The organism is Paenibacillus sp. FSL M7-0134 (genome assembly GCF_038007865.1).
Lineage (GTDB): Bacteria > Bacillota > Bacilli > Paenibacillales > Paenibacillaceae > Paenibacillus > Paenibacillus polymyxa_B.
Genome location: NZ_JBBOXV010000001.1, coordinates 3,359,116 through 3,373,092 on the forward strand (window position 1 = coordinate 3,359,116; position 13,977 = coordinate 3,373,092).

Annotated in this window: 13 protein-coding genes; 11 read left to right on the forward strand and 2 right to left on the reverse strand. The window is 45.7% G+C overall.

Annotated elements, in window-relative coordinates; genetic code table 11:
* Nucleotides 1-13: 13 nt before the first annotated feature.
* Together NSQ58_RS15150 and NSQ58_RS15155 are read left to right on the forward strand one after the other, a co-directional pair.
* Nucleotides 14-1,132, forward strand: a complete 1,119-nt coding sequence (locus NSQ58_RS15150) for a glycerol dehydrogenase (protein WP_071558677.1) — start codon at nucleotides 14-16, stop codon at nucleotides 1,130-1,132.
* Between the two features lie 154 nt (nucleotides 1,133-1,286).
* Entirely contained in the window at nucleotides 1,287-1,778 is a 492-nt protein-coding gene (locus tag NSQ58_RS15155) for a hypothetical protein (protein ID WP_028541648.1), read from the forward strand.
* Between the two features lie 76 nt (nucleotides 1,779-1,854).
* Here the strand turns inward: NSQ58_RS15155 and NSQ58_RS15160 are convergent, their stop codons facing one another.
* On the reverse strand, nucleotides 1,855-3,087 hold the full coding sequence (locus tag NSQ58_RS15160) for an aminopeptidase (protein WP_025722749.1): 1,233 nt from the start codon (nucleotides 3,085-3,087) through the stop codon (nucleotides 1,855-1,857).
* A gap of 162 nt (nucleotides 3,088-3,249) precedes the next feature.
* Between NSQ58_RS15160 and NSQ58_RS15165 the strand changes: the two genes are divergently transcribed.
* From NSQ58_RS15165 to NSQ58_RS15205, 9 genes are all read left to right on the forward strand, one after another.
* Entirely contained in the window at nucleotides 3,250-3,546 is a 297-nt protein-coding gene (locus tag NSQ58_RS15165; protein ID WP_028541647.1) for a hypothetical protein, read from the forward strand.
* A gap of 126 nt (nucleotides 3,547-3,672) precedes the next feature.
* The gene (locus NSQ58_RS15170) at nucleotides 3,673-4,476 is read left to right on the forward strand and encodes an MBL fold metallo-hydrolase (RefSeq protein ID WP_341057661.1); all 804 of its coding nucleotides are present in this window, start codon (nucleotides 3,673-3,675) and stop codon (nucleotides 4,474-4,476) included.
* A gap of 137 nt (nucleotides 4,477-4,613) precedes the next feature.
* Nucleotides 4,614-5,633, forward strand: coding sequence for an aldose 1-epimerase (locus NSQ58_RS15175; RefSeq protein WP_013310435.1), 1,020 nt, complete (start codon nucleotides 4,614-4,616; stop codon nucleotides 5,631-5,633).
* A 154-nt stretch (nucleotides 5,634-5,787) separates the two neighbouring features.
* A complete protein-coding gene (locus NSQ58_RS15180; protein WP_023988876.1) occupies nucleotides 5,788-6,489 on the forward strand; it encodes a FadR/GntR family transcriptional regulator in 702 nt (233 codons plus the stop codon).
* Nucleotides 6,490-6,590: 101 nt separating this feature from the next.
* Entirely contained in the window at nucleotides 6,591-8,135 is a 1,545-nt protein-coding gene (locus NSQ58_RS15185; protein ID WP_341057662.1) for a 2-isopropylmalate synthase, read from the forward strand.
* 165 nt (nucleotides 8,136-8,300) lie between these two features.
* Nucleotides 8,301-9,689, forward strand: coding sequence for a class II fumarate hydratase (gene fumC, locus NSQ58_RS15190; RefSeq protein WP_023988874.1), 1,389 nt, complete (start codon nucleotides 8,301-8,303; stop codon nucleotides 9,687-9,689).
* Between the two features lie 198 nt (nucleotides 9,690-9,887).
* Nucleotides 9,888-11,354, forward strand: a complete 1,467-nt coding sequence (locus NSQ58_RS15195) for a potassium/proton antiporter (protein WP_028541643.1) — start codon at nucleotides 9,888-9,890, stop codon at nucleotides 11,352-11,354.
* A gap of 221 nt (nucleotides 11,355-11,575) precedes the next feature.
* A complete protein-coding gene (locus tag NSQ58_RS15200) occupies nucleotides 11,576-12,697 on the forward strand; it encodes a phosphodiester glycosidase family protein (RefSeq protein ID WP_076295096.1) in 1,122 nt (373 codons plus the stop codon).
* A gap of 193 nt (nucleotides 12,698-12,890) precedes the next feature.
* Nucleotides 12,891-13,304 (forward strand): hypothetical protein, encoded by a 414-nt coding sequence (locus NSQ58_RS15205; protein ID WP_053325545.1) that lies wholly within the window; start codon nucleotides 12,891-12,893, stop codon nucleotides 13,302-13,304.
* A 126-nt stretch (nucleotides 13,305-13,430) separates the two neighbouring features.
* Here NSQ58_RS15205 and NSQ58_RS15210 read toward each other — a convergent pair whose 3' ends face one another.
* Complete coding sequence (locus NSQ58_RS15210) at nucleotides 13,431-13,970, reverse strand: helix-turn-helix domain-containing protein (protein ID WP_053325544.1); 540 nt, start codon at nucleotides 13,968-13,970, stop codon at nucleotides 13,431-13,433.
* Nucleotides 13,971-13,977: the final 7 nt, after the last annotated feature.

The window sequence follows — 13,977 nt, forward strand, 5'->3', positions numbered from 1 at the left end:
GGAGAGTTAAACGATGAGCGAAAAAGTATTTATTAGTCCAGGTAAATATGTGCAAGGGAAAAATGTGATTGATAAAGCTGGTGAGTATGTTAAGCCATTTGGTCATACTGCCTTGGTTATTGCGGACAAGCTGGTTTGGGAGATTGCAGCCGACCGCGTGGTAAAAAGTCTGGAACAGACTGATATTACGGCGGTTAAAATTGAGTTTCAAGGGGAAGCATCCAAAAATGAAGTCACCCGTATTGCGGATCAGGGACGAAGCGCCCAGGTCGACATTGTCATTGGTGTAGGTGGTGGTAAAACGCTGGATACTGCCAAAGCCGTTAATGAACTACTCGGTTCCTCGGTTGTGATTATTCCAACAACCGCTTCTACAGATGCACCCACCAGTGCACTATCCGTTTTGTACACCGATGAGGGTGCATTTGATACCTATTCCTTTTTCAGTAAAAATCCTAGCTTGATTTTGGTGGACACGAAAGTCATTTCTCAAGCACCGCCTTTGTTCCTCTCCTCAGGCATTGCAGATGCTATGGCGACGTGGATTGAAGCCCGTGCGGTCATTGAAGCTCGCGCAACGACAATGGCTGGTGGTTTGCCAACCTTGGCGGCAGAAGCCATTGCGTCCAAGTGTGAGGAAGTTCTTTTCGATTACGGACTGCAGGCTTACGAATCCGTGAAACGCAAAGTCGTCACACCTGCGCTTGAAGCGGTAGTGGAAGCCAATACGTTGCTAAGCGGTTTGGGCTTTGAAAGCGGCGGTTTGGCAGGCGCACATGCGATTCACAATGGTTTTACCGTTCTGGAAGGAGACATTCATCACCTGACACATGGTCAGAAGGTAGCTTTTGGCACCTTAGTCCAGCTTGCCTTGGAAAAAAGACCTTTGTCCGAGGTGGAGCGTTATATTGACTTTTATCTAAAACTCGATCTGCCTGTCACGCTGGAAGACATTAAGCTCCAGGAAGCTTCCCGAGAGGATTTGTACAGGGTAGCTCAGGCTGCTACCAAAGAAGGCGAAACTGCTCACAATCTACCATTTGCTGTCACAGCGGATGATGTGCTTGATGCGATTTTAGCGGCTGACCAGTATTCACTTGCCTACAAGGCTAAAATTGGATATAGAAACTAACCCCATACGAAATAAAGTAGAATCAAAGGTCGCTGATCAGCGGCCTTTTTCCCATTATTTAACTTGCAGCTTATGTTATGATTTTTATGGTACATAATCAGGAAATGCCGGGAGTATATTTATGGCTCCCCTAAAATTTGAGAGGGGTTTAGCGATGGCAAAATGGAATGTAGAAGATCAAGGTACTCAATATAGTATTGAGTACAAGCGTAGCTTAACTGGCGGAAAAATTATTGTAAATGGAAGCGAGCAGAAGGTTAAAAGCCAGAACGCATTTTTGAACTTGATTGATTTTCCAATTAGATTGAAAGAAAAAGCTGTAAATGTTGTTGTCATTGGCAACAAAGCAGATTTAGCCGTGGACGGTGTGTATCTTGGGTCCAATCAACCTTATGTTCCTGTGAGTAAAGTTCCCGGCTGGAGTTGGGCTTTTGTCGTGGTCAGTTTGGTTATAGGATGGCTATTTGCTGGCATCTTTGGTCTGTGTTTGGGGATATTAGGCAGTATGTTTTATGTGAAATCATCTTTATCCATGCATCAAACCACCAATCGAAGAGTTGTAAATTGTCTTATTGTCTTTTTTATCATCAGCGTGGTACAAATTGTTTTTGGAATTGCAGCGAATTCTTGGATTAACACGTTGTAAAATAGATCTAACATAGCCTATAGGATGAAGCAAGAAGGCTCTCACGCATGAAGCGGTGAGAGCCTTTTTTGCCGTGTTAGATCGCCCAATTTCCTTTACGGAAGATAGGTTCCTCAGTACCGTCCTCGGTAACGCCGTTGATGTCCATTTCACCTGAACCGATCATAAAGTCGACGTGTGTCAGGCTGGAATTCAGGCCGTTGGCAGCCAACTGCTCTTGAGTCATATCCTTGCCGCCTTTAAGGTTAAATGCATAGGCATTACCGATGGCCAAATGGTTAGAGGCATTTTCGTCAAACAACGTATTATAAAATAAAATATTTTTATCAGAGATAGGTGACTTATGAGGTACGAGAGCAACCTCGCCCAGATAGTGTGAACCTTCATCCATTTCTACGAGATGCTGAAGAGTTTCCAAACCGGTCTCTGCCTGTACATCGACAATACGTCCATTTTCAAAAGTCAGTGAAAAGTTGTCGATGATATTTCCGCTGTAGCTAAGTGGCTTGGTGCTGCTGACCTTACCGTTCACTCCCGTTTTGAGCGGAGCTGTAAACACTTCCTCAGTAGGCATATTGGCTACAAAAGTATGTCCCTGTTGGTTGACGCTTTCGGCTGCTACCCACAGATGATCTTTTGCCAATTCGATGGTGAGGTCTGTGCCTGGAGCCAGATAATGCAGCTTTTTATAGCGTTTGGCATTTAAAATATCAGATTTGCTGGAAAGGGTTTTCAAATGCTCTTTCCACGCCTCCACGGGGTTATCCAGATCCACACGCACGGTGCTGAAAATGGCATCCCACAGTTTATCCATTTGCTCTGAAGCTGGCAGATCAGGGAATACTTTGGCAGCCCACTCTGCTGAAGGATAAGCAATCAGAGACCAACTGAATTTGTCGGCCATTTGATATTCGCGGTATTGACGTAATTCATGTGACCGCACGCGCTGGGCAGCAGTAATTCGGCTGGACGGAATCCCTTTAAGCAAATCCGGATTTTCTGCAATGACATGCAGTACAGCTGCGCCATTTTCGACCTCTTCAGTCATTTCGGCTGCGTACCATTTGGGAGCAATATTAAAAGTTTCATCAGGAGCTAGTTCATACTGTAATCGAGTAATGGTCTCATCACTCCATTTTACTGTAACCAGCTTGGCTCCGGCAGTATACGCTGATTTGACGATAAGTCTCACGAGTTCGGCGGACAAGATTGGCGCATGAACGATGAGTGTCTGCCCAGGATGTACATTGGCGCCGACCCGAACGGCTAACTCGGCATATTTTTGCAATTTTTGTTGAAAATCTGACATGTAACTTTCCTCCATTTCACGAAAAGCCCTAAACAAGGCTTGGGTAACTTGCACAGTTTTTTTGCAAATTCCACACATAGCTTATATATTGTACAATGTAACGAAAAGGTTCACAAATCAGTTTTGGTACTATTTAGTGAAAATGAAAGGGCGGATAGATGAATGACAGAGCAAAATTCACCTCAGGAAGTGAAAGAAGTACATATTCAACAGGCACAAATGACAAAAGATGAGAATGGTGCTTATCTGGGCCAAGTGGTATTTGGAGTAGACGGACAGAGTTCTGTATATGAAATCACATTCCACAGTAAAAGGGGAAAGGAATGGGATTACAGTCTCCATTTTGCAGGAGAGCCACGGGTGGAGGAAGAGATGCTGCAAATGGATAGCTGGATTGAAGAGAACGATGATTTGTTCGATTATTTACTAGATACGGCATGGAGCAAATTACCCGAGTAATGTAAACATGGTCTATTTTCGTGACAAGCGGATTATATTTAGCAGTGTCCGCATAATCTGCTGACATGGGGGAAGCCTAAAGGTCGATATTAACAGGAAATTCCATGTGAATAGGAGGGTGAAGCTTTGGCAAATCATCTGTTCACCGAAGGAATGACGGCAAATGAAGAGGCTGCTCCCGATCTCCTGAGCTTACGGACGCTGTTTGTAAATATGTGTTTTATTGGAGAGCCGGGAAGCCGCTCCTGGGTGCTGGTGGATACGGGGATGACAGGATTTACAGACTCGATTATACGCCTGGCAGAGGAACGGTTCGCTGGCCCTCCGATCGCTATTGTGCTTACACATGGTCATTTTGATCATGTAGGTTCGGTTATTGAGTTGGTACAGCATTGGGGTACACCTGTTTATGCACATCCTTTGGAATTACCTTATTTGACGGGAATGAAGGATTATCAAAAACCTGAGCCTAGTGTAGGGGGAGGTTTAATGTCGGGCATTTCCTTCTTATACCCCAATGATGCTATAGATCTCGATGATCGCATCACATCCCTGCCCCAAGATGGCAGTGTCCCCGGTGCCCCTGGTTGGAAGTGGCTGCATACGCAAGGACATACACCTGGTCATGTATCGCTTTTTCATGAGCGAAGAAGGTTAATGGTGGCCGGTGACGCTTTTATTACGGTGAAACAGGAATCGGCACTGGCCGTTATTTTACAGGAAAAAGAAATACATGGACCTCCTGCGTATTTTACAACAGATTGGCAAGCTGCGCAGCGTTCGGTGGAAATGCTGGCCAAGTTAAAGCCTGAGATTGCAGTTACAGGACATGGCCATTACATGCGTGGTGCTGAGCTGACAGATCAGCTGGAGCGACTGGCGGGAGATTTTGAGCACATGGCTGTACCCAAACAGGGCCGTTATGTGTAGTGATGTGTGAAGGACGATGCCTTGCGGGGCATCGTTTTTTGTGTGGACGTGGAATTTTTTTGCTCAGCATGGTATAGTCAAGCCAAAAGCTAAACGCTTTCATTAAACATCGTCATTTCATCAAGGAGGATTTTTTGATGACACAACAACATGCTGCAATTGGTGATCTTTATTATGGAATACCGGCGATTCGTCTTAAATTTGGACGATATGAAGCGGTTGCCCTGCCGGGAAACGGCGCAAATCTGATTTCTTTTCGTGACAATGAAACGGGATATTCTTTTCTGCGTGAGCCAGATGCTGAGAGCATAGAGGCTTTTAAGCAAAGCCCGTCCGTTTACGGAATTCCTTTCCTGTTCCCTCCGAATCGGTATGAGGATGGAAAATTCCTGTGGAATGGTGTTACATATGAGCTGCCGATAAATGAAGAGGCGACCCACAACCATCTGCACGGCTTTTTACACACTGTTCGGTGGGAGGTTGAGGACTACGGTTCCGGGGAGCAAGGTAGCTATGTGGTAATGAATCAGCATGTAAGGGAAGGACATCCCATGTTCCGCTATTTACCCTTCACCTTTACCATGAAGTTAACGTACAGCCTGGACGAATTTGGCCTGCATCAGCGTTATGTGATCCATAACGAGGGCGATCAACCGATCCCCAACTTATTTGCCTTTCACACAGCGATTCGCGTTCCGTTCGTACCCGATAGCTCGCCTGAGGATTACAAGATTAAGGTCACAATCGGTGAGCGTCGTGAGCTGACGGAACGGTTGTTGGCCACAGGTCAGTTCCAGCCTTTATCTCCGGAAGAGGAACTGCTGAAGACGACGGGAGTTAGTCCTTATTTTGCCTCTATGGATAATCATTACACGGCAGCTCCGCAAAATGGACGCAACTACATGGAACTGACACACAGTAAGACAGGGGCTACCCTCGTATACGATGTAGGTACAGCTTATAAGCATTGGATGATCTGGAATAACAAAGCGAACAAGGAATTCATCTGTCCTGAACCGCAAATGAACATGATCAATGCACCGAATCGTCCGGACCTACCAGCTGAGGAGATCGGATTGATTGCACTGGCTCCAGGCCATATTTTTGAGGCAACCAGCCGTTTGTATTGTATAACACCTAATAAATCGAAATCCTAGCATTTAATTTATCCTTATAAGCCTGTATCGTGTCCAACGGTGCAGGCTTTATTTGGGTATGTAAAGCACAGGTAAGGGACAATGGGGAAGGAGGACGAAAAAGGTTGCAGAATGCCAAGCAGTCATAGTATGATACGAAACAGGAGATGATCAGATGAATTTTCCTTTTCAAGCCGTCAAACGCAAGCAAATCGCCGATGAAGTAGCTGAACAGCTGCAACGAAAAATTGCTGCTGGTGAATGGAATGTGGGCACAAAGATTCCAACCGAGCCTGAGCTCATGAAGCTATTCGGAGTCGGGCGGTCTACAGTGCGTGAAGCGGTTAGCGTTCTGGTACATGCCGGTCTATTAGAGAAAAAGCAAGGACACGGAACTTTTGTCTGCCAACCGACGACTTCTCAAGAGCCATTGGATTACCGTCTAAGCCGTGCTGAAATTATTGAAGTTTATGAAGTACGGAGTGTATTGGAACTAGAGATTGCCAGATTGGCTGCATTACGTCGTAATGACGAGGATTTACACTTAATGCGTGCGGCGCTGGACCGTCGTGCTGCAACTTTGGCCGCTGGAGATTTGTCTGGGTACTTAGATGCGGATATCACTTTTCACTTGGCTGTTGCCGGAGCTACACGCAACAAGGTGCTTACAGACGTATATGGCAGCTTTGTAGAGGCCATTCGCAAGGCATTGAACAATCTCATTACCGATCCAGCGATGCAAAATCATTTTACTTTGCAGCATGAAAAAATATATGAAGCAATCCGGGATCAGGATGGCAAGGCTGCCGAGCTGTATAGCATTCAACATTTGGACGGCACCAAGCTGGAGCTGCAAAAGCATATGGGAAGTTCATAATTTTTTTACTCTTAAACATCAGATGATCAGATGAATGATAAAACGGATTTTAAGCCTTCTACTCGAACATCTCCTAAAATCAATCCAAAGGTGGTATCTGTATGCGTAAAATATGGGTGTTGGACACAACGTTAAGAGATGGAGAGCAATCACCAGGAGTTAGCTTAACCAGCACAGAAAAGGTGGAAATTGCTCTTCAGCTGCAAAAGTTAGGCGTAGATCGGATTGAGACTGGCTTTCCAGCAACCTCGCCTGGTGAGATTATCAGCATGCAGGAGATTGCCAAACAGGTTACCCAAGCAACACTGGTTGGTTTTGCACGCTCGAAGGAACAGGATATTGATGCAGTCAGAGAGGCGCTACAAGGAGCTGAGGATGCCTGTCTTCATTTGTTCCTGGCTACCTCACCCATTCACCGCCAACATAAGCTGCGAATGGATAAAGCGAAAGTATTAGAGACCGCTACTGCTGCCATTCGTTATGGACGCAAGTATTTCAGCAAGGTAGAATTTTCAGCAGAGGACGCCAGTCGTACCGAGCTGGACTTTATTTGTGAGGTCGTGGATATGGCGATTCGTGCTGGTGCGACAGTCGTCAATTTACCGGATACGGTGGGATATGCCTCGCCGGATCAGTTCGGTGAAATGTTTAGAATTGTAAAACAACAAGTACCCGGTATCGAAAAAATACAACTTAGCACACATTGTCATGATGATCTTGGTATGGCAACAGCTAACACGCTGGCGGCTATCCGTAATGGTGTAGACCAATTTGAAGGTACCATCAATGGCATCGGTGAGCGAGCCGGAAATACACCTATCGAGGAAGTTGCACTGGCCCTTGACACTAGAACCGAGCTCTATGGTGCACAAACGAGTCTGGTTTTGGAGGAGCTGTATGCCACCAGTCGCCTGGTGAGCAAACGTACGGGGATGTCGGTACCGGGAAACAAGGCCATTGTTGGAGCCAATGCGTTTGCGCACGAGTCTGGTATACATCAGGACGGAATGCTTAAAGAGCGTACAACGTATGAGATCGTGTCCCCTGAGCGTATTGGTCTGAAGACAAGTAAACTTGTATTGGGCAAGCACTCGGGTAGACATGCATTTAAAGAAAAACTGGCGGACATGGGGTTTGAAGCTTTGACGGAGGAACAGCTGCAAGAGGCGTTCCGCAAATTCAAGGCCTTGACGGATAAGAAAAAACAGGTGTTGGATGAAGATTTGCTCGTCCTGATGGATGAAAGCCGCAATGCCTCGCCTCAAATGTACACACTGGATTCCATTCAGGTGTCCTATGGCAATCAGTCGGTTCCAGTCGCATCCATTCGGTTGAGTAAACAAGATGGGACAGCAATTGATGAAGTAGCAATGGGTAACGGTTCTGTAGATGCGATTTTCCATGCTATAGACAAGGCCAGTGGTGAAGAGGTGGAGTTGGAGGATTATTCGATCCAATCTGTAACATATGGCAAAGATGCGTTGGGGGAAGTACACGCCATTTTGAGGCAAGGTGAGTACACAGCACTGGGAAGAGGCACAAGTACTGATATTTTGGAAGCTAGCGCCAAAGCTTACATCGATGCGCTGAACAAGCTACTGAGCAGAAAAGAAGTCCATGGCAAAAGAAATATCACCATTAGCTGAACTTAGTGACCCAGGATAGTAGCCGAAATCTCCTTTTGCCTCCTCTGGCCTCATCGTAAAAAAGCGCTTGCAAAATAAATGATAACATTTGAAATTTAATGTATAATAGGCAAGAGAGATCACCATATTTTGTCTGAATTACATAGGCCAAGAGGAGGAAATGAGTTGAACTACCGCATCGAAAAGGATACGTTGGGCGAAATCAAAGTACCGGCAGACCGTCTGTGGGGAGCGCAAACACAGCGCAGCAAGGAAAATTTCCCGATTGGTTCGGAGAAAATGCCATTAGAGGTCATACAGGCGTTCGCGGTGCTTAAAAAGAGCGCGGCGATCAGTAACTATAAGCTGGGTAAGCTATCACAGGAGAAGCAGGATGCCATTATTTATGCAGCAGACGAAATTCTCGCAGGGCGAGTTGATGACCATTTCCCATTGGTTGTATGGCAGACAGGGAGCGGTACGCAGTCCAATATGAATGTGAATGAAGTGATTGCTCATCTGGGAAGCCAATGGTTACAAGAGCAGGGAAAAGATACGAAGCTGCATCCCAATGACGATGTGAACATGTCGCAAAGCTCAAACGATACGTTTCCTACAGCGCTTCATGTAGCGGGTGTCATTGCAGTGGAGGATCGTTTGTTGCCTGCCATCGATAAGCTGAAAGAGACTTTTCAACAGAAGTCAGAGCAATTCAAGGATATTATAAAAATTGGACGAACCCATTTACAAGATGCGACACCGCTTACGCTGGGCCAGGAAATAAGCGGCTGGTATGCCATGCTGGACAAGAGCAAGCGAATTATCATCGACACGGTTCAATACATGAAGGAGCTGGCGATTGGCGGTACAGCGGTGGGGACAGGAATTAATGCTCATCCAGAGTTTGGCTCCCGAACCTCTGCGGAAATTTCCAGTTTCACTGGCAAAACGTTCACTTCCGCACCCAATAAATTTCATGCATTGACCAGCCACGATGAAGTGGTGGCCGTACATGGAGCAGTCAAAGCGCTCGCTGCCGATTTGATGAAAATCGCCAATGATGTTCGCTGGCTGGCGAGTGGTCCGCGTAGCGGTTTGGGGGAAATTACGATCCCTGCTAACGAGCCAGGTAGCTCTATCATGCCCGGTAAGGTGAATCCGACCCAGAGCGAAGCACTGACGATGGTCGTTACGCAAGTAATGGGTAATGATGCAGCTATCGGCTTTGCTGCGAGTCAGGGTAATTTTGAACTGAACGTGTTTAAGCCAGTAATCATCTACAATTTTCTGCAGTCTGTTCATCTGCTGGCCGATTCCATGATTGCTTTTAATGACAACTGTGCGATCGGCATTGAGCCTGATCTCGTTAAAATTGAGCACAATTTGAATAATTCGCTGATGCTGGTGACGGCATTGAATCCACATATCGGATATGAAAATGCCGCTAAAATCGCCAAACTTGCACATGCAGAAGGACTGTCTTTAAAAGAAGCGGCACTCCGCAGCGGACTGTTGACTGAAGAACAGTTCGATCAATATGTTGTACCTGCGCATATGATTCATCCTAAAGCCTAAAGCACGACGATTATCTCTGCTTAAGCCTTATAAAAAATATACAAACCAGCTCATCGAGTGCGATTTAGCACAGACCATGAGCTGGATTTTTTGTTTTCTCATATATTTTTTTACTTAAGATTAGTATTCTGTGTGATTTGAGGGTATATAGATAGAAGGCGAAAAATTGAACATCCATTTTCAAGATAGGAGAAGCGTATGGAACAGACAACCCTTATAAATTTGATTGTGCTTTTGCTTTCCAGCTTGCTGCTGGTCGGTGTGCTGACTACCAAATTTTCCAGCCGTTTCGGTATGCCTGCGCTTGTTTTGTTTATTGCCGTAGGTATGGTGCTTAGTCAGTTTATTTATTTTGATAATGCCTTTATCACACAGCTGGTGGGCATTCTCGCGCTCATTGTAATCTTGTTTGAAGGCGGGATGCAGACAAAGTTTGCAGACGTTAAGCCAGTTATTCGACCTGCGTTATCATTATCAACGTTTGGGGTCATCATTACGACCGTAGTCATTGGCGTATGCGCCAAGTTTATTTTAGGCGTAAGCTGGATGGAATCCATGCTGTTTGGCGCTATTGTCGGATCGACGGATGCGGCAGCCGTGTTTTCCGTTCTAGGAGGTAAAAACATCAAAAAACGAATTACCTCGACGCTCGAAGCGGAATCCGGCAGTAATGACCCGATGGCTGTATTTCTCACGGTAACATTGATTGAGCTGATACATCACCCTGAGCAATCCATTTGGATACATATCTTGTTGTTTTTATGGGAAATGGGTTTTGGTTTAGTCGTTGGTTTTGTACTTGGACGTATAGGTGTATATGCGATTAATAAAATGAATTTTGATTCATCCGGTTTGTATCCTGTAATGGCGCTGGCATTTGCAGTCTTGACGTATGCGGCGGCATCGTTACTGGAGGCAAGCGGATTGCTGGCGGTTTATGTCATGGCCATTGTCTTGGGAAATTCCGACTTGACCTACAAGCGATCCATTATTCATTTTAACAATGGTTTCGCCTGGATGGTGCAGATTATGATGTTTGTCCTGCTCGGCCTATTGGTCTTTCCTGATCAATTGCTGGGCATTGCGTGGCAAAGCTTGGCGCTCTCCTTCATCCTCATGCTCGTGGCTCGTCCAATAGGCGTGTTCCTAAGCTTGCTTTTTTCCAGGTACTCTGTGCGCGAGAAGACACTGTTATCCTGGGCAGGACTGCGGGGGGCGGTACCTATTGTACTAGCAACCTATCCTTTACTGGATGAGATGGATGTAGGACCCTTGTTTTTTAATGTTGTATTTTTCGTCGTGCTCACCTCTGCGATCATTCAAGGTACAACTATTTCGTGGCTAGCGGTGAAGCTTGGCTTGATGGACCCTAACGAAACATCGTCTCCTTCATTGCTGGAATTAGTTTCTCTGGGGAAAACCACTTCGGAAATCAACCACATTCAGGTACAAAAAGGGATGTCGATAGCGGGCAAAGCGATTCAGGATATACAGCTACCTGAAGATATTTTATTCACAGCCATAATTCGGAACGAGCAAATTATTGCCCCGAGAGGCACGACGGTGATTGAACCTGGCGATACATTGTATGTGCTTAGTCCCAAACTCAAGCGTCAGCAGATGAAAGAACTGTTCATGCTACTCGAACCAGAGGCTGCTCCGTAAAAAGCGTAGGGTACTCTTAATTACAGTCCTTCACATTCATGTGGAGGACTTTTTCCTGTATTTTTTTCAGAGTGGATGAATCTGTTAAAAAATTGACACTATCATTCTACAAAATTAGTTTATGATATTGTCGTTAGATGTCGCTGCCTATCGTTACGGATCATTTGATGGGCAATAGTGATGAATAAGATAGAAGTCACCAATAACAGGAGAGATGATGAATGAAACCGGAAGTCTTGCCACAGCGTGCAGCAGCTCGCAGGCAGAAAAATAGAAAAAAGAAACGAAAAGGAAAATTCGGTCGCTTTATACTGCGACTTTTTATTGTATTCCTGTTAGCAGGAATAGGGGGTGGTGCGTGGTTGTTCCTAACGTCATCTGGCAAGGACATGCGCTATTTGGCTGCGGATACGCTGATCACGACCCAACATCGTCACTGGGCGAAGTACTTTATCGGTGAAGCAGAGGCAAAAAAACGTGTGGCTGAATATTCGGCCCGTTTTGAAGCGATGGGTGAGGAGAAGGACAGACATACAATCAATCTGCCTGATCTGATACCGACCAAAGTACAACAAACGCCGCTGGTTGAGGTGGAAGAGGTATCGGGCCGTAACTATCATGGCTATGTTATGACGGTTCATGATCCCACTAAAATTCGGCTCGGGGTTCCTTCCAAGGTCGGCCGGGGAGAAAGGGTATCTAGTATGGTCGAGCGTTTAGGGGCTGTTGCTGGCGTAAATGGCGGTGGCTTTGCCGATCCCAACTGGAATGGGAATGGTTTTAAACCGATTGGCGTTGTCATTTCCCAGGGCGAGATATACTACAATGATATGGGCAAAAATGCCTCTGTTCAAATCGTAGGTATTGATAAACAGGGAAAAATGATAGCCGGTCACTATTCGTTGTCTGAGTTGTCCAAAATGAATGTGCAAGAAGCGGTTACTTTTCAACCACGCCTAATCGTGAATGGGAAAGGTCTGATTCGCAATGCAAGCGAGGGGTGGGGAATTGCTCCCCGTACCGCAATGGGACAAAGAGCAGACGGGGCCATTATATTCGTGACCATCGACGGTCGTCAGCCTGGGTACAGTATTGGTGCCAACTTGTATGATATGCAAAATATTTTGCTTAAACATGGAGCAGTTATCGGTGCTAATCTGGATGGAGGTTCTTCAACGGTGCTCGTCAAGGATAATACCATTGTGAACAAGCCTTCTTCTGAATACGGAGAGCGGTATTTGCCGACTGCGTTTCTCGTATTTGAGCATCCAGAGACTGTTAGTATCCCGAACATATGGGAAGGTCTGAATCCTGGAGACATTGACGCAGCCAAAAAGAGATAGATTAGGAATGAATAAGTTCATTAAGTGAACGGAGACTGATGACCAGCCAGAGATTCATGGTAAATTAAAAGAAGAAATATACGAGGGAGATCTGGCGACAGCACGCGAAGCGCTAATCCGTTTAGACAGCAGCACTGTCCATCCTTATATAGAAGCACATAATCCTAACACTGAGCTTCTATCCAGTGTCTATATGTTCCCTCAAGGCGAAGCATTACGGTATTTTACAGTGAACGGGGATGTGCTGAGTCTGGTTGAAGTGAAGGACGGTTTTCCGATTGTCACCTATCAAGGGTATGTGGGAGCTCCCTTTGATAAAGAATTTACAATGGAATACGACCCGCTGGGGCGTTTTTTGGAGAATAAAGCCAAAAATCAGTGGGGTACTTATCCGAAAATAAATAAGCCGCTGATCTACGAGTTCACTACAGGATGGGGAGACAGCAGTACCACTTTCTATGGGCGTATTACTACGGATAAAAAAGAAGAACTGCTGGGTACTACGGGTGATCCGATAACTGGACTCCCGGCTAATACCAAACAAATTATGAAAACCTTCAAGTTGCCGTGGGAATCGCGTACCGATGCCCAGCAGGCGATGAAATAAGTTAAGAGCAGCAATAGTAAGGAAAATTTAAAAAGCGCGTATCGTTGAAGTAAAGTTGACTTCCCGGTACGCGCTTTTTTTGATGGGATTTGTACTTTTGTTGCTTCGTGCTTGCGTAAATATCTATTAAGCGTCATTATCTGCTTCGAGAAACACGGAGATCAGAATTCGGGCGTTGTTTTCTCCCACATTTTTGACAAAGTGGGGGATGGCTGCTCTCCAGCTAAAGGAATCTCCTGCTTCCAGAGTAGCTGAATCCTCGCCTTGCTCCACGTATACCGTGCCCTCCAAGATAAAATGAATCTCATCCCCCGCATGAGCATGCTCCTCTTCTGTAGATGAGCCTGGCGGCATGTCCACCAGCATCATTTTAACGTTTCCTTGCCCCCCCAAATGATCGACCTGGAGGTTGTTTTTACCATATAACGTTTTACGACGCTCGTCCTTACGAATCACTTGCATCCGTTCCTCTTCTTTAAGAAGCAGAAAAGCAAGGGGAACCTTAAGCGCATTTGCGATACTGTCCAATGTTGCGATGGAAGGGGAGGTTTTATTATTTTCTACTTGACTCATAAACCCTTGCGATAGTCCGGTTCGTTCACATATTTGCTGGATGGATAAATTTTTACGTTTACGAGCGGCGCGTATGTTGCATCCTATACCCATAGAGCGT